21 protein-coding genes and 1 pseudogene are annotated in these 23,353 nt (G+C 70.9%); 14 read left to right on the forward strand and 8 right to left on the reverse strand.

Annotated features, from left to right (window positions below; translation table 11 throughout):
- The 6 genes and pseudogenes from ADL34_RS30425 to ADL34_RS35905 all read left to right on the forward strand — a co-directional run.
- The coding region (locus ADL34_RS30425) for a discoidin domain-containing protein (RefSeq protein WP_199835656.1) at positions 1–1,537 on the forward strand (1,537 nt) is incomplete at its 5' end.
- A 570-nt stretch (positions 1,538–2,107) separates the two neighbouring features.
- On the forward strand, positions 2,108–2,533 hold the full coding sequence (locus ADL34_RS30430; RefSeq protein WP_062672833.1) for an organic hydroperoxide resistance protein: 426 nt from the start codon (positions 2,108–2,110) through the stop codon (positions 2,531–2,533).
- A 98-nt stretch (positions 2,534–2,631) separates the two neighbouring features.
- Positions 2,632–2,832: a hypothetical protein gene (locus ADL34_RS30435; protein ID WP_062672834.1), complete on the forward strand. Its 201-nt coding sequence runs from the start codon at positions 2,632–2,634 to the stop codon at positions 2,830–2,832.
- 179 nt (positions 2,833–3,011) lie between these two features.
- Positions 3,012–3,458, forward strand: a complete 447-nt coding sequence (locus ADL34_RS30440) for a VOC family protein (protein ID WP_062672836.1) — start codon at positions 3,012–3,014, stop codon at positions 3,456–3,458.
- 103 nt (positions 3,459–3,561) lie between these two features.
- Positions 3,562–5,010, forward strand: a complete 1,449-nt coding sequence (locus ADL34_RS30445) for a dihydrolipoyl dehydrogenase family protein (protein WP_062672839.1) — start codon at positions 3,562–3,564, stop codon at positions 5,008–5,010.
- A 46-nt stretch (positions 5,011–5,056) separates the two neighbouring features.
- Positions 5,057–5,161 (forward strand): annotated as a pseudogene (locus ADL34_RS35905) (GPP34 family phosphoprotein); the annotation flags it as partial.
- Positions 5,162–5,355: 194 nt separating this feature from the next.
- On the opposite strand, the gene ADL34_RS30450 reads toward ADL34_RS35905, so the two are convergent.
- The 3 genes from ADL34_RS30450 to ADL34_RS30460 form a co-directional block, all read right to left on the reverse strand.
- The gene (locus tag ADL34_RS30450) at positions 5,356–5,841 is read right to left on the reverse strand and encodes a hypothetical protein (RefSeq protein ID WP_179199260.1); all 486 of its coding nucleotides are present in this window, start codon (positions 5,839–5,841) and stop codon (positions 5,356–5,358) included.
- A 380-nt stretch (positions 5,842–6,221) separates the two neighbouring features.
- Positions 6,222–7,883 (reverse strand): ABC-F family ATP-binding cassette domain-containing protein, encoded by a 1,662-nt coding sequence (locus ADL34_RS30455; protein ID WP_062672882.1) that lies wholly within the window; start codon positions 7,881–7,883, stop codon positions 6,222–6,224.
- A gap of 80 nt (positions 7,884–7,963) precedes the next feature.
- Positions 7,964–9,598, reverse strand: coding sequence for an ABC-F family ATP-binding cassette domain-containing protein (locus ADL34_RS30460; protein ID WP_062672841.1), 1,635 nt, complete (start codon positions 9,596–9,598; stop codon positions 7,964–7,966).
- Between the two features lie 379 nt (positions 9,599–9,977).
- Here ADL34_RS30460 and ADL34_RS30465 point away from each other — a divergent pair, with 379 nt between their 5' ends.
- Both ADL34_RS30465 and ADL34_RS30470 read left to right on the forward strand, forming a co-directional pair.
- Positions 9,978–10,703 carry a molybdopterin-dependent oxidoreductase gene (locus ADL34_RS30465; RefSeq protein ID WP_062672843.1) on the forward strand — a complete coding sequence of 242 codons (726 nt, stop codon included), beginning with the start codon at positions 9,978–9,980 and terminating at the stop codon, positions 10,701–10,703.
- On the forward strand, positions 10,651–11,343 hold the full coding sequence (locus ADL34_RS30470) for a cytochrome b/b6 domain-containing protein (RefSeq protein WP_079034401.1): 693 nt from the start codon (positions 10,651–10,653) through the stop codon (positions 11,341–11,343). The genes ADL34_RS30465 and ADL34_RS30470 overlap by 53 nt, the downstream gene beginning before the upstream one ends.
- Positions 11,344–11,516: 173 nt before the next feature.
- On the opposite strand, the gene ADL34_RS30475 is transcribed toward ADL34_RS30470, so the two are convergent.
- Positions 11,517–12,005 carry a TetR/AcrR family transcriptional regulator gene (locus ADL34_RS30475; protein ID WP_062672845.1) on the reverse strand — a complete coding sequence of 163 codons (489 nt, stop codon included), beginning with the start codon at positions 12,003–12,005 and terminating at the stop codon, positions 11,517–11,519.
- Between the two features lie 272 nt (positions 12,006–12,277).
- Here ADL34_RS30475 and ADL34_RS30480 point away from each other — a divergent pair, with 272 nt between their 5' ends.
- Entirely contained in the window at positions 12,278–13,861 is a 1,584-nt protein-coding gene (locus ADL34_RS30480) for an MDR family MFS transporter (protein ID WP_062672847.1), read from the forward strand.
- A 326-nt stretch (positions 13,862–14,187) separates the two neighbouring features.
- On the opposite strand, the gene ADL34_RS30485 is transcribed toward ADL34_RS30480, so the two are convergent.
- Complete coding sequence (locus ADL34_RS30485; RefSeq protein WP_062672848.1) at positions 14,188–15,261, reverse strand: alpha/beta fold hydrolase; 1,074 nt, start codon at positions 15,259–15,261, stop codon at positions 14,188–14,190.
- A gap of 611 nt (positions 15,262–15,872) precedes the next feature.
- Here ADL34_RS30485 and ADL34_RS30490 point away from each other — a divergent pair.
- On the forward strand, positions 15,873–17,315 hold the full coding sequence (locus ADL34_RS30490) for an aldehyde dehydrogenase (protein ID WP_062672850.1): 1,443 nt from the start codon (positions 15,873–15,875) through the stop codon (positions 17,313–17,315).
- A 394-nt stretch (positions 17,316–17,709) separates the two neighbouring features.
- Here the strand turns inward: ADL34_RS30490 and ADL34_RS30495 are convergent, their stop codons facing one another.
- The gene (locus tag ADL34_RS30495; RefSeq protein WP_062672852.1) at positions 17,710–18,072 is read right to left on the reverse strand and encodes a hypothetical protein; all 363 of its coding nucleotides are present in this window, start codon (positions 18,070–18,072) and stop codon (positions 17,710–17,712) included.
- A 260-nt stretch (positions 18,073–18,332) separates the two neighbouring features.
- On the opposite strand from ADL34_RS30495, the gene ADL34_RS30500 reads away from it, so the two are divergent.
- Complete coding sequence (locus ADL34_RS30500) at positions 18,333–18,524, forward strand: hypothetical protein (RefSeq protein ID WP_062672885.1); 192 nt, start codon at positions 18,333–18,335, stop codon at positions 18,522–18,524.
- 799 nt (positions 18,525–19,323) lie between these two features.
- Here ADL34_RS30500 and ADL34_RS30505 read toward each other — a convergent pair.
- Positions 19,324–19,797, reverse strand: coding sequence for a PGPGW domain-containing protein (locus tag ADL34_RS30505; RefSeq protein ID WP_234375138.1), 474 nt, complete (start codon positions 19,795–19,797; stop codon positions 19,324–19,326).
- A gap of 3 nt (positions 19,798–19,800) precedes the next feature.
- On the opposite strand from ADL34_RS30505, the gene ADL34_RS36265 reads away from it, so the two are divergent.
- Both ADL34_RS36265 and ADL34_RS30510 read left to right on the forward strand, forming a co-directional pair.
- Positions 19,801–19,965 carry a hypothetical protein gene (locus ADL34_RS36265; protein ID WP_159039001.1) on the forward strand — a complete coding sequence of 55 codons (165 nt, stop codon included), beginning with the start codon at positions 19,801–19,803 and terminating at the stop codon, positions 19,963–19,965.
- 198 nt (positions 19,966–20,163) lie between these two features.
- Positions 20,164–20,541 carry an STAS domain-containing protein gene (locus ADL34_RS30510; protein ID WP_079034402.1) on the forward strand — a complete coding sequence of 126 codons (378 nt, stop codon included), beginning with the start codon at positions 20,164–20,166 and terminating at the stop codon, positions 20,539–20,541.
- Between the two features lie 95 nt (positions 20,542–20,636).
- Here ADL34_RS30510 and ADL34_RS30515 read toward each other — a convergent pair whose 3' ends face one another.
- Positions 20,637–21,656 (reverse strand): alcohol dehydrogenase catalytic domain-containing protein, encoded by a 1,020-nt coding sequence (locus tag ADL34_RS30515; RefSeq protein WP_062672854.1) that lies wholly within the window; start codon positions 21,654–21,656, stop codon positions 20,637–20,639.
- A gap of 381 nt (positions 21,657–22,037) precedes the next feature.
- Here ADL34_RS30515 and ADL34_RS30520 point away from each other — a divergent pair, with 381 nt between their 5' ends.
- The gene (locus tag ADL34_RS30520) at positions 22,038–22,610 is read left to right on the forward strand and encodes a TetR/AcrR family transcriptional regulator (RefSeq protein WP_062672856.1); all 573 of its coding nucleotides are present in this window, start codon (positions 22,038–22,040) and stop codon (positions 22,608–22,610) included.
- Positions 22,611–23,353: the final 743 nt, after the last annotated feature.

Genomic DNA, 23,353 nt, shown 5'->3' on the forward strand with positions numbered 1-23,353 from the left:
CGGTGCGGTCGTGTACGCGACGTCGGGCGTCGCCGCGGGGGAGGGACGGCTGGAGATCCACAATCTGACCATGCCGGGCGTGCCCGGCCTGGCCGGGGCCAGGACCTACCGCTTCGCCGAGGGAAGCGCCACCGTGGCCTCCGTCGACTCCCGGCCGGCCATGCCGGCCGCGCGTATCGACGAGGTGACCTTCGCGCGCACCGAGGTGCGGCATCTGCGCATGCTCGGTGTGCGGCCCGACCCGACCTACGGATACTCGCTCTTCGCGTTCGAAGCGCGCAGCGGTGCGGACGGCGCCGATCTGGCCCGCACCGGTACGGCCACCGCCTCCTCCTACGACACCGGCAAGGAGCCGGCGCTGGCGGTGGACGGCAGCACGACGACCCGGTGGGCGGTGTCACGCGGCGACCGCCCCCGCGCGGACAGCTGGTTGGCTGTCGACCTCGGGGCTCCGCACGCTGTGGACCGGGTCACTCTGCGCTGGGAGGCCGCCGCGGGACGCGCCTATACGGTGCAGGGGTCGGCGGACGGCCTTCAGTGGGAGGACCTCGCCTCCTGGCCGGTGCCCGACGTCACCAGCCGGGGCGGATGGCTGGACGTCGACGGCCGCGCGGGCCTCGTGGTGCGAGGCGCCACCTCCGGCCTGACGGTCCACCAGGACGAGATCATCCTGGCCGACGGCCCGGCCGCACCCCTCCTGGTCGAGGGACTCCCCGGCGCCTCGCCCCGTACGTTGCGCGAGCGGGCCGAAGCGCCCACGCCGCGAACGGAGGCTGAAGCCGTCCGCGCCGCCCTCACCGACGATCACCTCAGCTTGTTCAACCTGTCGGACGAGTCGGTCACGACGCGCGTCGACGTGCCGCAGACCGGGAGCGCGAGGCTGCTCTTCGAGGGACGTCAGACCCTCACCGACGGCGGCACCGCCTACGACGCCGAACTCGACGCGGCGGAAGCCCGGCTGCTGCCACCACGGCTCACCGTGCGCCCGCTCGACGGCCGTCAGCTGCCGACGGGTCTGCGGGCGCGTGTGGTCGACGGCACGACGGTCGAACTCACGGGGCCCTCCTGCCGCGTGCAGGTGACCGCCCAGGAGCGCACTGAGGTGGCGGTGGTCCACGCGGGCCGCACCACGACGGTCACCGTGAAGCGGGCCGTCGCCTACCCTCTGCGCGACCTGGCACTGGGTCGCACGGTGTTCCCGACCAGCCCACTGCCGCCGGGCATGTCGGACCCCTCCGCCGCTGTCGACGGCGATCCGGCGACGGCGTGGACGCCCGGCCCGAACGGCCGCCTGGTCGTCGACCTCGGCGCCCGGCTCCGTGTCCGCGACATTCGCACCGAATGGACCAGTGGCCGCGTGCCCGGGCTACGCGTCGAGTACAGCGGTGACGGTCTCACCTACACCCCGGCCGGTCAGCTCACGGGCCATGGCCGCGACAGGCACCTGAGCACGGACATCACCGCCCGCTACGTGGCCCTGGCGACCGACGCGGGGCACGAGGGTGGTGGCCGCCTGATCCAGCTGTCCCTGCAGTGACACCGGGCTTGCCACACCCGATGGTTCGCCCCTGACGCCCTGACGCCCTGACGCCCTGACGCCCTGACGCCCTGCGGCCCTCCCTTCCTCCGACACGCCTGCTGTCGGCGGGCCGGGAGGGCCGTCGTGCGGGTGGGCCCGCCGGCCGCCCATCACCCCGGACGTTCGACGAGATCGCCAGGACCAGGCGACGCCCGACGGACCGGCCCTGGACCGGCACGGGCCAAGGTCATCTCGCGCTGACCCAGCGTCCTGTCGGGGCGGCGATTCATGGCAGGGACCCGGTGACGGGCGGCCGCGGCAACTCCGCAGGGGCGGACCGCCAGTGCCGTGCCAGCAGAGCGAGAAGCGCGGAGAGGTATGGCACTCCGCTACGCGGCACCACGAGCCTCAGCGGGCGCCCCGGCCCGTACCGAGCAGTTCCACCACCCTCCGAATCACCGTCTTGACGGGTGACGCAGAGGACTGCCATGATTGCGTCACCACCTCAACCGGTGACGGCATGGAAATGCTGGTCGGGAGGTGTCGTCAAACCTTTCTCGGCCCGGACTCAGATGCGGAGCACCAGTCATGGCAGTCACCTACACCGCCGTTGTCGACGTCGACGGAGAGGGCCGCAACGGCGGTCACGTCAGTTCCTCCGACGGTCTGCTGGACACCAGCCTGGCGATACCGAAGGAGCTGGGCGGCGCGGGTGGCGCGACCAACCCCGAGCAGCTCCTGGCCGCCGGTTGGGCGGCCTGCTTCCTGGGCGCAGTGCGCCGCGCCGCGATCGAGCGCAAGATCCGGCTGGCGAGCACCGCCATCACGGCGGAGATCACCCTCACCCACGGTGACGACGGGGAGTTCTCCCTGTCCGCCGTTCTCAACCCCGTCCTCGGCGGGGTCGACCAGGCCACCGCCCAGCAGCTCGCCGACGCCGCGCATCAGATCTGCCCCTACTCCAAGGCCACGCGCGGCAACGTGCCGGTCACCATCAAGGCTGCCGCGGCCTGAGAGGCCACCTGAACGCGGGTCCCGCGTCTCCCCCCGGATGCGGGACCCGCACCCCTCTCCGGTCGGCCCGTGCCGCCCGCGGAGAACAAGGACAGCGCATGACACACCCTGCAACCGCCCGTGGTGACCGGGTCTCCAGCGGTACCGCCGCCCCGGCCGACGACGAGCGGCCGCTGGGAAGGACCCCGGTGCCCTCGGACGCCGAGCGGCCGGCTCACCCGACCGACGTGCTCGTCTGGCACTGGGCCGAGAGCGCGGCGCTCGGGGGATACGGCCCGCCCGCAGCGAACTTCCTCTGAAGCAGAGGCCGTTGCCACACGCGCAGGCCGCAACCCCTCACACGTATCCCAGGGCGGGCATGTGCCGTGATCCTGGGTGACTCATCGTCAGTCCGCCTGCTGTTCCTGCTCAAGGAACTGACGGCCGTCGCCGGACCCACCTTGTCAGCATCATCCGAATCGAAAGTGAGAACCCCGCTGTGGACATGAAGCTCGAAGTCGTCGTTCTGCCGGTGTCCGACGTCGACCGCGCCAAGGCCTTCTACGCCGAACGCCTGGGCTGGCGTCTCGACGCCGACTTCCCGATCGACGACGGATACCGGATCGTGCAGGTCACCCCGCCCGGCTCCGAGTGCTCGGTCATCTTCGGGCGCGGCCTGACGGCGCAGGAGCCGGGCACACTCCACGGCCTCCAGCTGACCGTCACCGACGTCGTCGAGGCACAGAAGGAACTGGAGTCCCGCGGCGTGGAGGTGTCCGGACCGTTCCGCGACGAGACGGGCGTCTTCCACCACGCCGGTGACACCCACCGCGTCCCCGGGCTCCACCCGGAGCGGGCCAGCTACGGGACGTTCGCGGCCTTCGCCGATCCCGACGGCAACGAGTGGTTCCTCCAGGAGGTCACCCAGCGCGCTCCCGGCCGCTGAGACCCGGCCCCGGCGCCGCTGACCACGACGCGGCGCCGGAACCGCCCCGATGCGCGGGCGCGTTTCGCCCGCCGCACCCCACCCCACCTTCAGGAGGCCAGGCATGGCGACCGAGGACATCCAGACGTACGACGTCATCGTGATCGGGGCCGGTCCGGTCGGCGAGAACGTCGCCGACCGGACCGCCGCGGCGGGCCTGAGCACCGTCGTCGTCGAGAGCGAACTGGTGGGCGGTGAATGCTCGTACTGGGCCTGCGAACCCAGCAAGGCTCTGCTGCGTCCCGTCCTGCTGCGTGCCGACGCCGTGCACGTACCGGGCATCGACCCGGCCGTCGGCAACCCGCTGGACACCAAGGCGGTCCTCGCCCACCGCGACCGAATGTCCGCCGACTGGAAGGACGACAGCCAGGTCGAGTGGCTGGAGTCCGCGGGCATCACTCTGCTGCGCGGTCACGGACGCCTCGCCGGAGAGCGCGAGGTGTCCGTGGAGACACCGTACGGCGCGACCGTACGGCTGCGCGCCCGGCACGCGGTCGCCGTGTGCACCGGCAGCCGGGCGGCGCTGCCGGAGTTGCCCGGCCTCGAGGACGTGAGGCCCTGGACGAGCCGCGAGGCCACCACCGCCGGCGCGGCGCCCCGCCGCCTCGCCGTCGTCGGCGCGGGAGTGGTCGGCGTCGAGATGGCCACCGCCTGGCAGGCACTGGGCAGCCATGTGACACTGCTTGCCCGTGAGGGAGGGCTGCTGCCCCGTATGGAGCCCTTCGCGGGAGAACTGGTCGCCGAACGACTGCGGGAGGCGGGAGCGGACGTGCGGTTCGGCGTCTCCGTCACTGCCGTGCGACGCCTGCGCGACGGACAGGCCGACGAGGTACGGATCACCCTGTCCGACGGGGACGAGGTCGTCGCCGACGAGATCCTCTTCGCCACCGGGCGCGCCCCGCGCTCCGCGGACATCGGACTCGAGACCGTGGGGCTCGGCCCGGGGGAGTGGCTCACCACCGACGACAGCCTGACCGTCACCGCCGTGCCGGGGGACTGGCTGTACGCCGTGGGCGACGTCAACAGGCGGGCGCTCTTCACCCACCAGGGCAAGTACCAGGCCCGCATCGCCGGTGCCGTGATCGTGGCCCGGTACCGGGGGGAGCGTCCCGCGACCGGACGCTGGACACCGCACAGCGCCACGGCAGACGGCGAGGCCGTCCCGGGCGTCGTCTTCACCGATCCCGAGATCGCCACGGTGGGCCTCACCGCGGCCGAGGCCGAAAGGGCCGGACGCGATGTCGAGATCGTCGACTACGAACTCGGCAACCTCGCGGGTGCCGTGCAGTACCGCCCCGACTATCGAGGGAGGGCCCGCGTCCTCATCGACCGGGAACGGGAGGTCGTCGTCGGCGCCACCTTCGCGGGACCGGGCGTGGGCGAACTGCTCTACTCGGCCACCATGGCGATCGCCGGGGAGGTTCCGGTGGAGCGCCTCTGGCACGCGGTACCGGCCTTCCCCACCATCAGCGAGGTGTGGCTGCGCCTGCTGGAGACCAGGAGGGACGCATGAGCACCGCACGCGCACTCGCTCTCATCACCCTGGGCCTGCCGGCCGAAGCACGGTGCTGGCCTCCGTCGGGGACGCGGTTGCGGAACTGGAGGCCGTGAGGCTGCGCCGGGGCGTCGAGGACGCCGCGTTCGACAACATCTGGCGGGGCTGACGGCCGACCCGGCGCCCGCGCACGGACAATGCAGGCGCCGAGTGCGGGGGCGCCGCGCACGTGTGGGTGTGACCTCAGGGGCCGACGAGCGGCGGTCGCCCGCGCGACCAGCCGGCGGGCCTGGATCGCCGCCCTTAGCCCTGATGTGTCACCACGAAGAGTCCCGGTGTGGAAACCTGGAGGGAGGGGGTGGATCAGGCGGCCGTCTCCGACGGGCTGAGGGTGTACATCACGGAACGCTGCCGCTTGTGGCGCCGGATCCGTCCCTTGGCCACCAGGGACTCCAACGTGTTCCGCACCACCTGCGGTGTCGGTTGGCGGTCCGGGTGCTTCGCCAGGAGCTCGTCGCGCAGTTCCTTCGCCAGGCGTGGCTGGTCGTGCTCGCGGAGCAGCTCCAACAGCAGGTCACCAAGCAGGGGCCGACGCTCGGCGGCCGCACTGGTGCGCTTCGTCCTCGCCGCGACAGGCTCGTCCTGCGACTGCTCGGGCAGCCGGGACGGGTCCGCGAATCCCTCGTACCGCTGGGCGAGCTTCAGGATGTCGGTCAGGAGGGCCTCCTCCTGCCGCAACACCGTCAGCTGTTCCGTCAGTTCCCGCTGGCGACGGCGGTTGTCCTCCAGGTCCGACGCGGCTTGGTCCACCAAGCGCGACCGGAGGGTGCCGGTTGATTGGCTGGTCACAACCGTTTCACTCCCTCATATGGATGTTGCTGCGCATGGTACCCACGGTGCCGACAGCGTGCGGACAAGTGTCGACCACGGAGGGCGCTCCGGGCATGTTCACCTTTCACGATAAGCGCAGCGGACCTGAAGTATGAGGTGAGCGCAGGTATTCACCGCCGTCTGCCGCTGTACGGCCGAACCCTGGCGGTCCCACGTACTGGTGGCTGGACGTGTGACACGTGTGCGGGATGGCGCCGGGCGCTGGAGCCGGACATGTCCCGGGCCGTCGTGCCCCTGCCCGGACGCCGTCCTGTCGACGTCCCCGAAGAGAGGGCCCGCCGAGGCCGCGCGCCGCACACGCGACGGGGCGACGCGCGGTGTTCGGGCGGGCCGGGGGGTCACGACCGGGCCGGCGCCGGCTCCCGCTCCCGGTCGTGGTCCGGGGCCAGCCGGATCTCGCGGCCCGACCACCGGCGTCGCAGCCAGCGGTCGTGGCTGGCGACCACGATCGCCCCTGGACCCGTGGCGAGCGCGTCCTCGAGTTCGTCGCAGAGCCGGGGGGAGAGGTGGTTGGTCGGCTCGTCCAGAAGCAGCAGCTGTGGCGGCCGGGCGACCAGCAGTGCCAGCGCCAGTCGCCGGCGCTGCCCCACCGACAGACGCCCGACCGGCTTGTCCATGTCCGCCTCGTGCAGCAGGCCCAGCGAGGCCAATGGCACCTTCTCCGCCCGGGCCGCGCCCAGCGCCTCCTCGTAGGTGCCGCGGACCGTGCGCTCGGGCCGTTCGAAGACGGTGTCCTGGGTGAGCAGCCCCACCGAAAGCCGCCGCCGCCTGTGCACCTCGCCCCCGGTGACCGCCAGCCGTCCCGCGAGCACGGCCAGTAGCGTCGACTTGCCCGCGCCGTTGCCGCCGGTGACCAGGAGCCGGTCGGTGGCGGCCACCTCCAGCCGGTCCACCGCGAGCCGTCCCGGCACCCGTACGTCACGCAAGACGACCAGCGGCTGCGGGCCCTCCTCCGACCGGGTCGCCAGGTCACCGGCGGCGAACCGCAGGGGGCGCGGCGGCTCGGCAACCTGGACGCGCTCCAGTTCCTCCAGCCGTCGCGTGGCGTTGCGGACCCGGCGGGAGATCGAGTTCTGGACGCGGCCCGCCCAGTGGCCGTAGCCCATCTTCTCGTTGTCGGTACGGCCCCGGTCCGGGGCGACCCGGTGCGCGGTCACCCCCGCCGACGTACGCAACTCCCGCAGCTCCTGCTGTTCCTCGACGTACCGCTGTTCCCAGCGCCGCCGCTCGGCGTGCTTCTCGGACAGGTAGGCGCTGTAGTCGCCGCCGTAGCGGACGGGGCCGTCCACCGCCGGGTCGAGGTCGATCAGGTCCGTGCAGACGGCGTCGAGGAACGCCCGGTCGTGGCTGGCGAGCACGACGGTTCCGGGCAGCGAGCGGACCTGCTCCTCCAGGAAGGCGGCGGCGCCGTCGTCGAGGTGGTTGGTCGGCTCGTCCAGGAGCAGCGCGGAGGGCCGCCGGACGAGCAGCGCGGCCAGGGCGAGCCGTCCGCGCTGCCCGCCGGAAAGCGAGCCCAGCGTGCGGTCGTGGTCGACGGCACCGAGGCCCAGACCGTCCAGGACCAGGGCGGCACGCCGGTCGGCGTCCCAGGACTCCCGGTCCTGGGCCTGTTCGAGACGCCTGCCGTAGGCATCGAGGACGCCCTGGTGGCCGGGGTCGTCCTCGGGCACCCGGGCGAGTTCCCTGGCTAGCCGGTCCAGCTCGGCCAGGTCCTCCCGCGCCTCGCGCAGGGCCTCGTCCAGGACGGCCGCGACGGTGGTGCCGCCCTCGAAGGACATCTCCTGGTGGAGGAAGCCGAGGTCGGCGGGGCGGGTGACACGACCCGCGTCGGGGTCGTCCGCGCCGGCGAGCAGGCGCAGCAGGGTGGACTTGCCGACGCCGTTCTCCCCGATCAGGCCGATGCGGTGACCGGGGGAGGCCGTCAGGGAGACGCCGTCGAGGACCCGGCGCCCGCCCAGGTCGCGAACGAGGTCATGGGCGAGAAGTGCGTGCTGGGGCACGATCGGTCCGTCCTTCGTGATCGGTGGTCGGCCCGCCGGGCACACGGCCTCGGACGCGGGCCACGTCACACGTCGGAGGCTCACACCCCAGGAGCCCCCACTTCCTGCAGCGTGCCGTCGGCCAGCCGCAGCCATCGGCTGATCCCGATCTCGGCGAGGAACCGCTCGTCGTGGCTGACCACCATGAACGCGCCCTGGTAGGAGTTGAGCGCGCTCTCCAACTGCCCCGCGCTGACGAGGTCGAGGTTGTTGGTCGGCTCGTCGAGCAGCAGCAGGTGCGGGGCCGGCTCCGCGCACAGCACGCAGGCCAGGGTGGCGCGCAGCCGCTCGCCGCCGGAGAGCACACCGACCGGCAGATGGGCGCGCGTACCCCGGAAGAGGAACCGGGCGAGCAGGTTCATCCGCTCCGCCTCCGGCCGCTCGGGCGCGAAGTCGGCGAAGTTCTGCGCCACGGTCCGGTCCAGGTCCAGCAGATCCAGGCGCTGCGACAGGTAGGCGATCCGTCCGTCGTTGCGCTTGATCTCACCGCTGTCCGGCGCGAGGTCGCCTGTGACCACCCGCATCAGGGTGGTCTTCCCGGCGCCGTTGGGGCCGGTCAGCGCGATGCGCTCGGGCCCCCGCACGGTCAGGTCGACGCCGTTCGGGGCGAACACGTCCGCGTCGCCGAGCCGGACCTGCATGCCCTCACCGAGGAACAGGTTGCGTCCGGCGGGCACCTGGGTGTCGGGCAGTTCCAGGCTGAGCCTGACCTCCTCGCGCAGGGAGCGCCCGGCCTCGTCCAGACGGGCCTTGGCCTCGCTGACCCGCGCGGCGTGCATCGTGCCGGACTTGCCGGCGGCCTCCTGCGCGCCCCGTTTCATGTTCCCCGCGAAGATCCGCGGCAGGCCGGCGTTCTTCAAGTTCCTCTGGGCGTTGCCGGCGCGGCGCTCGGCGCGTTCGCGGGCCTGCTGCATCTCCCGCTTCTCACGCTTGAGCTCCTGTTCGGCGCTGCGGATGTTCTTCTCTGCGACCTCCTGCTCGGCACGGACGGCGGCCTCGTACTCGGTGAAGTTTCCTCCGTACAGGCGCAGTTCGTCGCTGCCGAGTTCCGCGATGCGTTCCATGCGGTCCAGGAGCGCGCGGTCGTGGCTGACCAGGAGCAGGCAGCCGGTGAAGTCCGACAGGACGTCGTACAGCTTGTGCCGGGCGTCCGTGTCGAGGTTGTTGGTCGGCTCGTCGAGGAGGAGGACGTCGGGCCGCTTGAGCAGTTGGGCGGCGAGGCCGAGGGAGACGACCTGGCCGCCGCTGAGGGTGGCGAGGCTGCGGTCCAGCGCGATGTCGGTCAGGCCGAGCCGGTCGAGCTGGGCGCGGGTGCGCTCCTCGATGTCCCAGTCGTCGCCGATGGTGGTGAAGTGCTTGTCGTCGACGTCGCCGGACTCCACGGCGTCCAGCGCGCGGATCACCTCGGCGACGCCCAGCACCTCGGCGACCGTGAGGTCCAGCGTGAGCGGCAGGCTCTGGGGGAGGTGACCGAGGGTGCCGTTGACGGACACCGAGCCGGTGAGCGGCTTGAGTTCACCGGTGATCAGCTTGAGCAGGGTGGATTTGCCGGAGCCGTTGGGGGCGACCAGGCCGGTGCGGCCGGGCGTCACGGAGAACGACAGGTCGTGGAAGACCGGGGTGTCGTCGGGCCAGGCGAAGGAGAGGTTCGAACAGACGATGGCGGCGTCGGACATGACGGAAGACCTCTGAGGAACTGAGGGCGGAGCGCATGGTTCTCTGCCCTGGGCAGACATGGGAAAAGGGGTACGACGACAGGGACCACTCGGCAGCGCCCGCGGCGCCGACCAGTGGCCGTCACATCCGGATCTCACCCGGAGATGTCGTCTTCACCCACCACGTCTGTCTCTCCTCGCTGGACGATCTACGTGCCCACTCACGATAGCAGGTGGGTCCGTCTCAGGGCGTTGACAGCGGCGGAGTCACATGTCAGCATCGTCACCTGTTGAAACGGTGACGCACGGTAGGTCGGCGAAACACACACGTGTCGATCCCGTCGTCATACGGGCCTCACATGTCGCCGGGTGACGCCCTCACGTAAGGAGCACACTGACCATGGCAGGAAAGCGGAAGCCGGACCCCGAGAGCGGTCCGCCGGTCGGTCGCCGAGCGCTGCTGGGCATGCTCGGCGCGGGCGCCGCTGGCCTCGCCGCCGCGCCCTACCTCCAGCGAGGCTGGGAGAACTTCCTCGGCGCCGCGTCCCAGGTGGACGCGACCGGCCTCACCGGCCTGCTGCCCAACCCGGGCGGCTTCCGGTACTACAGCGTCGTCGGCTCGGTGCCGCACAAGGACGAGACGAACTACGCGCTCAAGGTCCGCGGCCTGGTCGACAAGCCGAAGACGTACACCCTGACCGACCTGCGTGCGATGGCCCAGACCCGGGTCGTCGCCGACGTGCTGTGCACGGACGGCTGGCGGGTGGACGACACCCCGTTCGAAGGGGTGAGGCTGTCGGACATCCTGGACGACGTCGGGGTGCGCTCTCCCGGCGCGGCGATTCGCTTCACCTGCTTCGACGGCGCGTACAGCGAGAGCCTCACCCTGGAACAGGCCCGCCGCGCCGACGTCCTGGTGGCGCTGAAGATGCAGGACAAGCCCATCACCCACGAGCACGGCGGCCCCGTCCGCCTCTTCGTGGCACCCATGTACTTCTACAAGTCGGCCAAGTGGCTGTCCGGCATCTCGGTCACCGACAAGGTCGTCCCCGGTTTCTGGGAGGAACGCGGATATGCGATCGACGGCTGGCTCGACGGAGCCGACCGGCACGGCGAGGCGGCCTGACCCGGCCGACCGCGTCCGCCGCTTCAGCACCGCGGAACGCTGGGTCCACCGCACCACCGGCTGGTTGATGCTGGTGTGCCTGGTCACCGCCGCGTGCCTCTACCTCGGCCCGCTCGCCCAACTCGTCGGGCGTCGCCACGTGATGGTCTTCTTGCACGAGTGGTCGGGCATCCTGCTGCCGTTGCCGGCCCTCCTCGGGCTGTTCTCCGCCGACTTCCGCGCGGATCTGCGGCGCCTGAACCGGTTCGCGGTATACGACCGCCAGTGGCTGATGGCCGTCCGCCGGGGTCGCAGGTCACCTGGGGCGCGTCCGGCCGGGAAGTTCAACGCGGGTCAGAAGATCTACGCGGGCTGGATCGCCGGGGCCGTGCTGGTGATGATGTTCACCGGCCTGCTCATGTGGTTCATGGGGCTGCTGCCCTTCATCTCCCGCACCAGCGCCATCTTCGTCCACGACCTGCTGGCCTGGGCGATCACCGCGGTCGTCCTGGGCCACCTGCGCAAGGCATTCCAGGACCCGGAGGCACGGCTGGGCATGCGCACCGGGTACGTCAGCCGGTCCTGGGCCGAGCGAGAGCACTCCCGGTGGCTGAGCAAGGACCGCGACTCCGGCGTGGCCGACCGGACGCACGTGGTGTGAGGTGCCCGGTGCCCGGTGCCCGGTGCCCGGTCAGCGGCGGCAATGTCGTATCCCGACCGGCGGACGGGCATAGGGCGTAAGTTCCGGATCGGCCGCACCCCGGGCGGCGGCGAACCGAGCGGTTCGTCCGCCGCCCGGCCTACCCCGAAACCCTCTGAGGCGGTGCCCTCGTGTCAGGGGACGCCGGCGCCGCGCAGCAGGGTGTCGACGACGAGGTCCGCCGCGCGGGCGGGGCTCAGGTCGGGCAACTGACGTGACACCAGGTGCATGAGCTGCGGCAGGAGGGCGCTCACCCACCCGGCCGGCAGGTCGGCACGGAGGAAGCCCTCAGTGACGGCGCGGTCGAGGAAGACGTCGACCTCGTGGGCGGATGCGTCGCGGCGGGCGCGCACCTCCTCGTCGGCGAGCATGCGGGTGAGGTCGACGGGCCAGGTGCGGTTGACCGCGATGATGTTCTCGACGTAGCGGTGCAGGGCGACGGCGACGGGTGCCTCGCGCAGCCGGGCGTCCTCGATGGCTCGTTCGATCGCGGCCAGGCGGGACTCGTAGATCGCGGAGAGCAGGTCCTCGCGGGACGCGAAGCGCCGGTAGACGGTGCGCCGGTCCACGCCGGCCTCGGCGGCGATGCTCGCGATGCTCGCGCCGGGATCCGCGGCGAGCATGCGCGCTCCCGTGGTCAGGACGGCTTCCAAGTTGCGTGCTGCGTCGGCTCTCACGCCCTGATTCTATGCGCCCTGTGACCCCTGAGGCCTTCTAATGCCCCTCCAGAGTGAAGTACCGGGTGTGAAGTGCTACATTGACGTGGCAGGTAGCTAAGATAGTGCCAGTGTAGTGAGACGCAAATGCCGGGTGGCGGCAGGCGCGAGCTCCTACCGCCACCCGAAGAGCCACCCGAAGAGCCATCCGTAGTCCTCGAAAGAAGGAAGGCACCGCCATGTCGTTGCCGAAGCCACCGTCCGCATCGCCCAGGCCGGGCGGTGTCGCCGCCGCGATGAGCGCGCTGATCCTCGCGGTGCTGCTCGCGGCCCTGGACCAGACGATCGTCTCCACCGCGTTGCCCCGGATAGCGGAGGACCTCAACGGGTTCGACGACATCGCCTGGGTCAGCGCCGCCTACCTGCTCGCCTCCACGGCCGTGACGCCGCTGTGGGGGAAACTCGGCGACATGTTCGGCCGCAAGCGGCTCTACCTCGCCTCCACCTCGGTCTTCCTGATCGCCTCCGTGGCCTGCGGTCTGGCGCAGAGCCTTCCCGAACTGATCGGTGCCCGGGTGCTCCAGGGCATCGGTGGCGGCGGCATGATCGTGCTGACCTTCGGCCTCGTCGGCGACATCGTGGCGCCGAGCGAGCGCGGTCGTTACCAGGGCATGTTCGGCTCGGTCTACGGCGTCGCCAGCATCGTGGGACCGCTGCTCGGCGGTGTCTTCACCGACCAGCTGTCATGGCGCTGGGCCTTCCTGATCAACCTGCCGGTCGGCATCGTGGCCCTCGCCCTCGCCGCCCGGGCCCTGCCCGCCGCCGCCCGCGGTGCCAAGGCGCGCATCGACTACGCCGGAGCCACCCTGCTGGCCGCCATCGCCACCGGTCTCGTCCTCGTCACGTCCTTCGGCGAGCGCTGGGGATGGGGCTCGCCGTCCATCGTCGGCCTGATCATCGCCACAGTCGTGCTCGCGGCGGTGGTGGTTCCCGTCGAGCGCCGAGTCGCGGCCCCGGTACTGCCGCCGGCCATGCTCGGCTCGCGCACCGTGGTGTTCTCCTCGCTGATCGCATTCCTCGCCAACGCGGCGATGTTCTCCGTGCTGGTCTACCTGCCGACGTATCTCCAGATCGTCCACGGGGTCTCGGCCACCCTCTCCGGCATCCACATGCTGCCGCTCGTCGCCGGTCTCGTCGTCAGCCAGTCCCTGGCCGGGCGCTGGGCGGCGCACATCGAGCGGCTGAGGGTGATCCTGCTGAGCGGCCTCGTCGCCAACCTGGCCGGTCTGCTCCTGCTGGCCACCATCGGCAACGGACCCGGCACCCTGCTGCTCAGCGTCTACTTCCTGATCACCGGCATCGGCATCGGCATGGTGCCCATGGTCGTCCTGACCACCGTCCAGAACAGCGTCCCGGCGGCGGACATCGGCGCCGCGAGCGCCGTCGTCACCTTCTCCCGCTCCATCGGCGCCGCCTTCGGAGTCGCCGTCTTCGGCACCCTGCTCAACACGGGCTTCGCCGACCGGGTCCGGGACCTGCCGACCGCCGGCGGATTCGACGCCGGGCGGCCCGACACCATCGGACACCTGCCCGGAGCGCTCCGCGACACCGCCCTGGACGCCTTCGCCCACGCCACCGCCGTCGGTTACCTGTGGATCGCGCCGGCCCTGGCCGTCGGCACCCTCCTCGCCCTCTTCCTCAAGCCGTCAGCAAGGAAGCCGTTCAAAAGGAAGCCGTCTGGAAGGAACGACGACACCGCCCTCGGCGCTCCCGACGAAGCGGCCGGCGTCCCCACCACGAAGGAGAACACCCCGGCCGCCTGAGCCACCGCGTCGCCACCCGACCGGCCGGCCCCCACGCAGGGGCCGGCAGTCGGCGCGTGCGCCCGGCCGTGAGGAACGGCCGCGCGGCGGCGCGCTCTCCGACAGCCGCCTGCACGGAGCGTAGAACCGGACTCGTCACCGCCGTGGCTGGTGATGCATGGACCAAGAGCTCCGCCACCCGTCAAGGTGGTGCCGGAACCTCGTCGCGTCTCATGAGTGCCCCCGGGCGGCGGAAGTGCCGTTGCCCGGGGCCCGGTCCCGCGGCGCGCTGGTCGGCTCACGGCCGAGCCCGTGCCCTCGGCGGTGGTGATGGGCGGGGTGCGGATTCAGAGGCGGTCGGCGTCGACCACGGCCTGGGCGAAGGCGGTGGGCGCCTCCTGCGGCAGGTTGTGGCCGACGTTCGCGATCGTGCGATGCGCGTACGGGCCGGTGAAGTGGTCGCGGTAGCCCGATCCGTCCCCGGGCGGGGTGAAGGGGTCGAGGGCGGCGTCGAGGGTGACGGTGGGGACATGGATGGAGGGCTGGCCGGCGAGCAGCTTCTCGTAGCGCGCGTACCGGCCGTCCGTGTCCACGAGGCCGATGCGCCAGCGGTAGTTGAAGAGCACGATGGCCGCGTAGTCGGGGTTCTTGAACGCCTCGGCGGTGCGGTTGTACGTGTCGTCGCTGAAGTTCCAGTTGGGGGAGACCAGGGTCCACACGTACCGGCACAGCGCGAGGCGGCTGTCCTCGTCCTCCATGGCCGCCTTGCCCCGGGGAGTGGCGAAGTACCACTGGTACCACCACGTGTGCTCGACGGCCGGGGCGGCGGGCGCGGCCTGCGCCGCACGGTTGGTGATGAGGTAACCGCTGGTGGAGACAAGGGACTTGACCCGCTCCGGCCAGAGGGCGGCGATGATGTCGGCGGTGCGCGATCCCCAGTCGAAGCCGGCCAGCACGGCCTTGTCGATCCGCAGGGCGTCCATCAGGGCGATGACGTCCAGCGCGATGGCGGACTGCTCGGCCGTGCGAGGGGTGCGGTCCGACAGGAAGGCCGTGCTGCCGTGTCCGCGCAGATAGGGGACGACGACGCGGTACCCCAGGTCGGCGAGCAGCGGGGCGACGTCGGCATAGCTGTGAATGTCGTACGGCCAGCCGTGCAGCAGCACGACCACGGGGCCATGCGCCGGGCCGGCCTCCGCATAGCCGACGTTCAGGACTCCCGCCCTGACCTGCCTGATCTTTGCGAACGAAGTGTGGGTGCCCGGTGTGACGGCCGGGACGGTGGGGACCTGGGAGCCGCCGCCCGGCCGCCCACGCGAGGCGGACGAGGCGAACGCGTCGGTCCCCATGCCCGAGAGCGAGACAGCGGCCGCGCCGGTGCCAAGGCCTACGGCCTTGCTGAAAGTACGCCTGTTGATCATGTCAAACCTTCCGTCATTCGTTGTCCGGTGACCGGCCCGTCCGCGCGAGGCCGCTTGCCCACCTGCCCTACGAGCGCGGTGAGCCCCCGTGGCACGGGGACCTTTGCACAGAACATCGTCACCTGTCCAGCCGGTGACGCTGACGCAGAGGGTGAGGCGAGGCCGACGCCCGTACTCTGACCTGGGGGCCCCGCCCACCCCTCCGGCGGCTCCCCGGGCAACAGGCCCTCTTCGGTGCCCCGTCGCAGGGGCGCGTCCACCTCGGCGACGCAGATGTCCCGACGCCGGCGGATGGCCTCGTCCGAGAGCATGCGGGCAGCGAGCATGCGGGGAAGGCAGGGCGACGGCGACGGGTGCATCGCCGAGCCGGGTGTCCTGGATGGCCCGCTCGGTGGCCGGGATGCGGGACTCATAGATCGCGGAGAGTAGGTCCTCGCGGCCGGCAAAGCGGGCTCTCGTAGCTCAAAGGTATCGCTGACGGGGAACTTCTGTCGCGCTGATGCGACATTCATGTGTGGCTAACTCAATCAAGTGCTACATTGAAGTGACAGTTGAACGGAAGGTCTGGTCCGAGCAGGCCAAGCGCACGGAAGACGGAAGAGAGAACGCTCATGATCACCTACGACCGACTCTTCATCGGTGGCTCCTGGGTCGAGCCCAGTGACGCGGAGCTGCTGGACATCACCTCCCCGCACGACCGGTCGGTGATCGCCCGTGCCGCCCAGGCGCGGCCCGCCGACATCGACCGTGCGGTCGCCGCGGCCCGGAAGTCCTTCGACGAGGGCGCGTGGCGGCTGACCCCGCCGGCCGAGCGGATCGCGCTGCTGCGCCGGTTCAACGCGCTGCGCGAGGAGAACGCGGAGAAGATCGCCGCTCTGATCACTCTGGAGAACGGCTCGGCCGGGTGGTTCACGCGCGCCGGACAGGCCGGCCTCACCCGGCAGGCCAACGCCTACCTGAAGGCCGCGGAGGAGTTCGGCTGGGAGGAGACGTTCGCCCCGTCGGACCCGGCGTCACCCGTGCGCAGTGTCGTGCGCCGTGAGGCGGTCGGCGTGGTGGCCGCCGTCATCCCGTGGAACTCACCCTTCTCCTCCGCCACCTCCAAGATCATCCCGGCGCTGGTGGCGGGCAACTCCGTGGTCCTGAAGGTCTCGCCGGAGAACTCTCCGAGCATGGGCTTCCTCGCCGAGCTGCTGGAGCGGGTCGGCCTGCCCGAGGGTGTCATCAGCGTCCTGCCCGCCGACCGGGACACGAGCGAGTACCTGGTCAGGCACCCGGACGTCGACAAGATCGCCTTCACCGGGTCCACGCGCGCGGGCCGCCGCATCGCATCCCTCGCGGGCGAGCAGCTCAAGCGGGTGAGCCTGGAGTTGGGCGGCAAGTCCGCCGCGATCATCCTCCCCGACGCCGACATCGAGAAGGCCGTGGCAGGCGTCAAGTTCGGCTCCCTGCTGAACAACGCCGAGTCCTGCATCGCCCAGACACGCATCCTCGCCCCGCGCAGCCGTTACGAGGAGGTCGTCACCGGTCTCAAGGAGCTGATGGAGTCGCTGAAGGTCGGAGACCCCGACGACCCCGACACCTTCATCGGGCCGATGATCCGCCCCGACCAGCAGCAGCGGGTGATCGACTACATCCGGCTGGGTGTCGAGGAGGGCGCCCGCCTGGTCACCGGGGGCCCGCAGATCCCGGAGGGCCTGGAGAAGGGCAACTACGTCACCCCCACCCTCTTCGCCGACGTCGACAACTCCATGCGGATCGCGCAGGAGGAGATCTTCGGCCCGGTCCTGGTCGTCATCGCCTACGACGACGAGGACGACGCGGTGCGCATCGCCAACGACTCCGAGTACGGCCTGTCCGGCGGCGTCTGGTCCGCCGACGAGGAGCGCGCGCTCGCCGTCGCCCGTCGCGTCCGCACGGGCACCGTCACCGTCAACGGCGCCTCGCTCGCCTTCGACGGCCCGTTCGGCGGATTCAAGGCCAGCGGCATCGGCCGGGAGTACGGCACGGTCGGCCTCGGCACCTACACCGAATACAAGACGATCACCGTCTGACCTCCGCAGCGACCCCACCGTGGAGCACATGTACCGGCTGGAGTCACACACACGGCGGCACCATGTGTGCACACGCTGTGTGGTCTTGATTCGCCCGCCCACCGTTGCACGCTGATTCGGACAGGGACGAAGACGAACGACACCGAACGAGACCCCGAGTTCCTCCTGGTGCACGAGGCGTGGCACGGGTCCGGGTGCTGGCACCAGGGGGCAGGACGTCCTCACGGCACGGGCTGGGCCAGCCACACGGTGGATCTGCCGAGTGTGGTCCCCGAGGGCTGTGAAGGCAGACTCGGGCGGGGTGGAAGGACCTGCCCACCACGTACATCATGCGTGATGACGGTCTGAGTCTTCCCGCGGCCTACCAGGAACCGTTCGCCGCCCGGAGGGGGAGTCAGCCGGTGACAGGCGCTACGCGGTAACTCACCTGCGGCAGGCCGAAGTCGAACTGCGCCAGTCCGCCGCTCCGGAAGCCGTAGCCGGTGCAGTCGGCGCCGCTGTACGTGGTGATGGACGACGTCTCACTGACGATGACGAGCGAGTTGACCGGCTCCGCCAGCGTGTGGCACGTGCCGAAGTCGGTGAGGTCGACCACCGTCTCAGTACCCGAGTTGTGGTGGCCCGTGTAGAGATAGCCGCCCCACTTCAGGGGCGGCCAGTCCGACGCGCTCGCTGTCCCGGCGCCGAGGCCGATCAGGGCCGCGGCGGCGGTCGCGACGACAATGGCGGTGCGGAACTTCGCTTCGGGGGAGGACATGCGACCCACCCTTCCTCGTGTGCATCGGCATCAGGGAATGTCGGCCGACCTGCTTCGATCGTGCGCAGCCGACCGACAAGATTTTTGCGACTTCAACCATGTGAGGAAAGAGCGAAACCGGCCACCACATACGTGTCGGTCTCACAAGGACCTGGTGATGGTGCATTCACTGCGGCAGGCGTCACCGGCTTGACAGGTGACGAAGATCAGGGCACGCTGACATCAATCGCGGTCCACGACCGAGGAAGTGGAGCATGGTCATGAACAAGGAACTCGCCACGGACGCCGAAGCGGCGATACGGCATGCCCGCTTCGGCAAGCTCCCCGAGCGGATCCGCTACGAGGACATGACGACCGAGGCGGAAGTCGCACCCGGCGGCCCGGGAGATGGCTACAACCCCGAGAACTCGTGGAAGTTCTACTCGTGCCTCGCCCTCGACCTGGGACTGTAGTGGTTGTGCGCCCCTATCCAGGTGGAGTCACGGAGCGGGGCCCCATTTACCACCGGATGCGGGCGAACGGCTACCGGGGTGTGAACGAAGACATGCTCGCTCTCATACGTGCTGCATAAGTGCCAACCTCGCATATGTGAGCACGTATCGCGCTCGCAGAGGACCCTACGCCGGCTGGGGTGATGCCGGCGTCGCCGCGATCTCGTGCTCCTGGGCGGTCATCGCCGCCCCGGTGTCTTCGCCCTCGCCGAACGCGACGACGCGGCCCGCCGCCCGCAGTTCCCTGCGGGCCGGCTCTACCCTCGGCCTGGGGCACCGGACACCGCCTGCTCTCGGTCGCGTACGGCTGCCGCCGTCACCGGCGGCGCCGGCAGGAGTCGGCGGTCGCACGTAACGGCCGCGGGGCGGTGCCGCACCGGGCTTCCCGGCGCGCGTGCTTTGTGCCCGCTGCCATCTGCGTCCCTCAGCCCGACGGTCAACCTAGGAGCGCTCCGCGTCCCTGGGGACTGGGTCACCCAGGTCACAAGCCGGTCAGGGTGTGTCGCAGACCGGAACGACAGGAGCGCCGAACGGGATACGTCGGCCCGGATCGGCGGTCCCGGGGCGTGTCGGCGAGGAGCGCGTAGCTCGCCCTCCGATGGTGCCGCCAGAGGGCGACCGCGCCGCACGGGCGCCGGTCACTGGCACTAGTCCGACCCGGCCCCGGTGCGTTGCGTGCGCAGTCGTTCGACGGATGCGGTGCGCGCGACCGTAAGACCGATGAGTTCCAGCGGCCGATCCCGGTGCCCCCGCGTCGTGTTCATGACCTGCGCCCCCGGGGACCGTAACGGCGTGAGCGCGATGTCGCGGGAGTCGGCGCGGGGCGGGCCTGCCTCGCCCGGTTGAGGCTCCACAGCAGGAGAAGGAGGAGGACCAGTCCGGACACGATCAGACCGGTGCCCGTGGCCCAGCCGCCGAACGGGAGCCGGGGCAGCAGCCCCCACGTCACACCCGCCGCGAGGAGCCCGACACCGGCCAGTACGGAGGCGGCGAGCCGGAGCGGTGAGGCGACACTCTCGTCCGCTGCGCGCAGAGCGCGCACACGCACCGGATCTACGTATCTCCGGACTCCGGGGAACTCCCGGGAGAGGACCAGCAGCCCGGCAAGGACCAGGAGCAGACCCGGACCGGGCAGGACGAGCAGCGCCACTCCCGTCAGCAGCAGTGCGCCGCCTGCCACGAGAGCCGTAGCCCGGCGCAGCGCGCCACCCTTGAGCATCCAGTCCTCCGTCACGCCGTGCGTCCGCAGGTCGAACAGGGACTGCCGACCAGCATTCCGGACATTCTGCCCGAATGTGTGTCACCAGTCAAACTGGTGACGTCGAGTATCGACAAGGACGGGGACGACGGCGAGGTCATGCCGCGTGCCCAGGTCGACGGCGATACGGCCCAGCTCTCGTGACCTCGGCCGGTCGGTCCCTCGGTGAGGGGCGGAGCGGTGGAGGAGAGGCAGCACCACGGTGATGCGATGGTCAGGACCGCGGAACGGGTGCGACGACGCAGCCGCAGCTCCATCAGTACGGGGCTTGATCCGGTGCTTCTTCGGCGAATCGGCGGCTTGACTCCACAGGTCCGCGCCCGGTGTGCCAGGATCACCGGCATGACTGACGGTCCAGAACGACGCGACGCACGAGCTGACCAGCCGGAACGGCTGTCAGCCGTCGCCACCGTCACGGACGGCGTCCGCGTGGTGGCGGTGGCCGGGGGCATCGACTACGACACCTGCGACACGCTCCAGCAGACGCTCGAAATCACCGACCCCTCGCTCCCACGCGTGGTGGTGGACATGCGGCAGGTCACCTTCATGGATTCGAGCGGGATCAACGTCCTGCTCGCCGCCTACCGAGCCCACCGTGGAGCCGGCGGCTGGCTGCGCCTGGCCGGAACCACCGGCGCCGCCCTGCGGGCCCTGCAGATCGTCGGCCTCGACACCGTCATCGACTGCCACGAGACCGTGGACCAGGCTCTCCGGGCCTGAAGAGTGCGGCGGGATCTCCGCACCAGGGGCCACGTCCTCTCGGACGTGGCCCCGGCACCGTTGCTGTGGTGGGTGGGAGGCGTCAGCGTCCTCGGTCAGGCCGCCGTGACGTCGAGCACGACGCGGAAGCGGGCCTGACCTGACAGCATCCGCTCGTAGGCCTCCGCTGCCTGCGCGAAGTCCATCACCTCGACGCTGGGCCGGATCTCGTTGGCCAGGCTGAAGGCCAGGTTGTCCTCGTTCTCGATCGCCGTGCCGGTCAGGCTGCCCACGACCGAGTGGGTGCCGAAGATCAGGTCGGGGGTGGCGATGGTCAGCGGGTCGGGCGCCGCTCCGACCACGACCAGCTTGCCGTTCGGGGCGAGGCCGCGGACCAGGGGGTTCATCGAGGCGCCGCTGGAGGCGGTGGCGATGATGAGGGACGCCCCGCCCAGGGCGGCCAGTTCGGCCCCGGGGTCGGTGCTGGTGGAGTCGATGTAGATGTGGGCGCCCAGCTCCCGGGCGTACGCCTCCTTCTCCTGGCCGCGGGCGATGGCGGCCACGCGGTAGCCGAGGCTGCGCGCGTACTGCAGGGCCAGGTGGCCGAGGCCTCCGATGCCCTGCACGGCGACAAGTGCGCCCGCCCTGGTCGCCCCCTGCTGGAGCGCGATGAAGGTGGTCAGGCCGGCGCACAGCAGCGGAGCGGCGTCGATCGCGGAGATGCCCTCGGGGATGCGCACAAGGCCGCTCGCCGGTGCGTAGGCGACCTCGGCGTAACCCCCGTCGACCGTCGTCCCGGTCTGCTGCTGGTTGAGGCAGTTGACGAAGTCGCCTCGGCGGCAGGGCTCGCACTCCCAGCACTGCCCGTTCAGGAAGCCGACGCCCACCCGGTCGCCGATCTGCCAGGCGGTGACCCCGGCGCCGACCGCGTCGATGACACCGACGACCTCGTGGCCCGGGACCACGGGCTGCGAGGGGTCGGCCCGCAGGCCCTCCACGGCCAGCACGTCGGTGTGGCAGATCCCGCACGCCTCGACCCGCAGGCGCACCTGACCCGGTGCGGGCTCGGTCAGCTCGCGCTCGACCAGCCGCAGGTTGTGGACTCCAGTGGCCTCGAAGGCTCGGTACGTGGACATGGTGGCTCCTGTGTGTCGTTCGGAGAAGTGAGGACGGACCGGTCCTGCGAGCGGTGGCGGCTTCGGCCGAGCGGGAGCCCGTGGCGGGGCTCGGCGAGCGCGACCTAGCGAAATGACCGCTAGCAAAATGACCGGTCGTCTTAAACACCATAACCCATGCCCCGGAGGGGGTCTTCTTCCCTGCACCTCCTCACCTCCTCGCGATACCGGTGCTCGCCGCTCGTGTGGGCCGCCGGGCGGCATGAAGGGCGACGGCGGCGCGTACAGTGAAGTGGTCGGTCGTCTTGCCCATTGCGGTCTCCCTGGCCCGGCCCGCTTCGCGGCGCCGCGGCGGAGGGCCAGTGGTCCGGCGATCGGGCACTGTCACAGGAGGTGAGCTACATGGGGCGAGCGTCCAAGCGCGAGGAGATCGCCGAGGCGGCATTCCGCCAGTTCCATGCTCGGGGCTTCAACGCCACGGGCATCAACGACATCACCAAGGCTGCTGGAGTGCCCAAGGGGTCGTTCTACAACCACTTCTCCAGCAAGGAGGACAGTGCCCTGGAGGCGCTGAGCCGGTACGCGGACACCCTGCGCTTCGATCTGCTCACGTCGCCCGACCATCCTCCGCTGGAGCGGCTGCGGGCACATTTCGAGTACCTGAGCAGGGACACGGTGGACAACGGTTTCGTCCGAGGCTGCCTGGTGGGCAACTTCGGTGCCGAGGTCGCCGACCACAACGAGGAGATCCGGTCCGCGGCCAAGCAGGGCTTCGACGGCTGGGCGGACCGGCTGCGCGGGCTGCTCGTCGAGGCTCAGGAGGCGGGCGACCTGGACGGTTCGCTCGACGCCGGGGCCACCGCGCTGTTCATCCTCAGTGCCTGGGAGGGCACCCTGATCGCGGCGCGTGTGGACAAGTCGTCGGCCCCCGTGGACGCGTTCTTCCAGACCGTCTTCGATCGGCTCCTCCGCTAAGGGCCGTCCCGTCATCCTCGGCGGGCGCACGACCGCGCCCGACCCAGCGGGCCATCGCGACGCCGGCTACGGCACCTCGCCGCGTCGTTGGGCTGTCCGCGTGGGCCGAGTAGGCGGACGGCCGTCCGCCTTGCGGTTCACCGCACCTGACGCCGCGAGCCCCGCCCTGCGGGCGGACGACGCCACCTTCGAAACGCGCCTGGACCGGGCGGAGTCGTGTGCGCGGCCTCCGCTGGCGACCTGCACGACCGGGCGGGTGCCGCTCCCGCGCATTGCGTACGCCGTGCGATGCCCCTCGGGCGCCTCGGGGCCCTGCTCAAGCGCACGGGGGAGAAGTCCAGGCGAGTCGGCGCTCACCCGCCAGAGGTGATCGCCGCCCTCCCCGGAAGCTCTCCGGCCCCCGGCGCTGACTCCCGCCCGTTCGGAGGGCTACGCGTCCTGGCCACTGCGGGCGGCACTCGTAACAGGCTCGAAGCCGGCGTGGATCCGGCGGGCGACCGGCCGCCCGCCGGTGGCCTCCGGCGAGGTGCGGCGGCGCTCGACGAACGTCCGGGACGCGACCGTTTGCCATTAGGTGACCGGTCGTCTAGCTTAGGAGACCGGTCGCCTAGTGGCGCCGACAACACCCCTTCGATGGAGGCTCTTCATGTCTACTCCCGTCAAGCTCGCTGTCGTCTTCTACTCGTCCACCGGCACCATCACGGAGATCGCCAAGGAGCTCCACGACGCCGGGGTGAAGGCGG

The organism is Streptomyces sp. NRRL WC-3605, from assembly GCF_001509795.1.
GTDB lineage: Bacteria > Actinomycetota > Actinomycetes > Streptomycetales > Streptomycetaceae > Streptomyces > Streptomyces viridochromogenes.

What these genes read in the sequence shown, in the direction of transcription:
- ADL34_RS30430 (WP_062672833.1), top strand. Translation starts at nt 2,108, where the DNA reads ATGGCAGTCACCTACACCGCCGTTGTCGACGTCGACGGAGAGGGCCGC.
- ADL34_RS30435 (WP_062672834.1), top strand. Translation starts at nt 2,632, where the DNA reads ATGACACACCCTGCAACCGCCCGTGGTGACCGGGTCTCCAGCGGTACC.
- ADL34_RS30445 (WP_062672839.1), top strand. Translation starts at nt 3,562, where the DNA reads ATGGCGACCGAGGACATCCAGACGTACGACGTCATCGTGATCGGGGCC.
- ADL34_RS30460 (WP_062672841.1), bottom strand. Translation starts at nt 9,598, where the DNA reads ATGTCCGACGCCGCCATCGTCTGTTCGAACCTCTCCTTCGCCTGGCCC.
- ADL34_RS30465 (WP_062672843.1), top strand. Translation starts at nt 9,978, where the DNA reads ATGGCAGGAAAGCGGAAGCCGGACCCCGAGAGCGGTCCGCCGGTCGGT.
- ADL34_RS30470 (WP_079034401.1), top strand. Translation starts at nt 10,651, where the DNA reads ATGCGATCGACGGCTGGCTCGACGGAGCCGACCGGCACGGCGAGGCGG.
- ADL34_RS30475 (WP_062672845.1), bottom strand. Translation starts at nt 12,005, where the DNA reads ATGCTCGCCGCGGATCCCGGCGCGAGCATCGCGAGCATCGCCGCCGAG.
- ADL34_RS30480 (WP_062672847.1), top strand. Translation starts at nt 12,278, where the DNA reads ATGTCGTTGCCGAAGCCACCGTCCGCATCGCCCAGGCCGGGCGGTGTC.
- ADL34_RS30485 (WP_062672848.1), bottom strand. Translation starts at nt 15,261, where the DNA reads ATGATCAACAGGCGTACTTTCAGCAAGGCCGTAGGCCTTGGCACCGGC.
- ADL34_RS30490 (WP_062672850.1), top strand. Translation starts at nt 15,873, where the DNA reads ATGATCACCTACGACCGACTCTTCATCGGTGGCTCCTGGGTCGAGCCC.
- ADL34_RS30495 (WP_062672852.1), bottom strand. Translation starts at nt 18,072, where the DNA reads ATGTCCTCCCCCGAAGCGAAGTTCCGCACCGCCATTGTCGTCGCGACC.
- ADL34_RS30500 (WP_062672885.1), top strand. Translation starts at nt 18,333, where the DNA reads ATGAACAAGGAACTCGCCACGGACGCCGAAGCGGCGATACGGCATGCC.
- ADL34_RS30510 (WP_079034402.1), top strand. Translation starts at nt 20,164, where the DNA reads ATGACTGACGGTCCAGAACGACGCGACGCACGAGCTGACCAGCCGGAA.
- ADL34_RS30515 (WP_062672854.1), bottom strand. Translation starts at nt 21,656, where the DNA reads ATGTCCACGTACCGAGCCTTCGAGGCCACTGGAGTCCACAACCTGCGG.
- ADL34_RS30520 (WP_062672856.1), top strand. Translation starts at nt 22,038, where the DNA reads ATGGGGCGAGCGTCCAAGCGCGAGGAGATCGCCGAGGCGGCATTCCGC.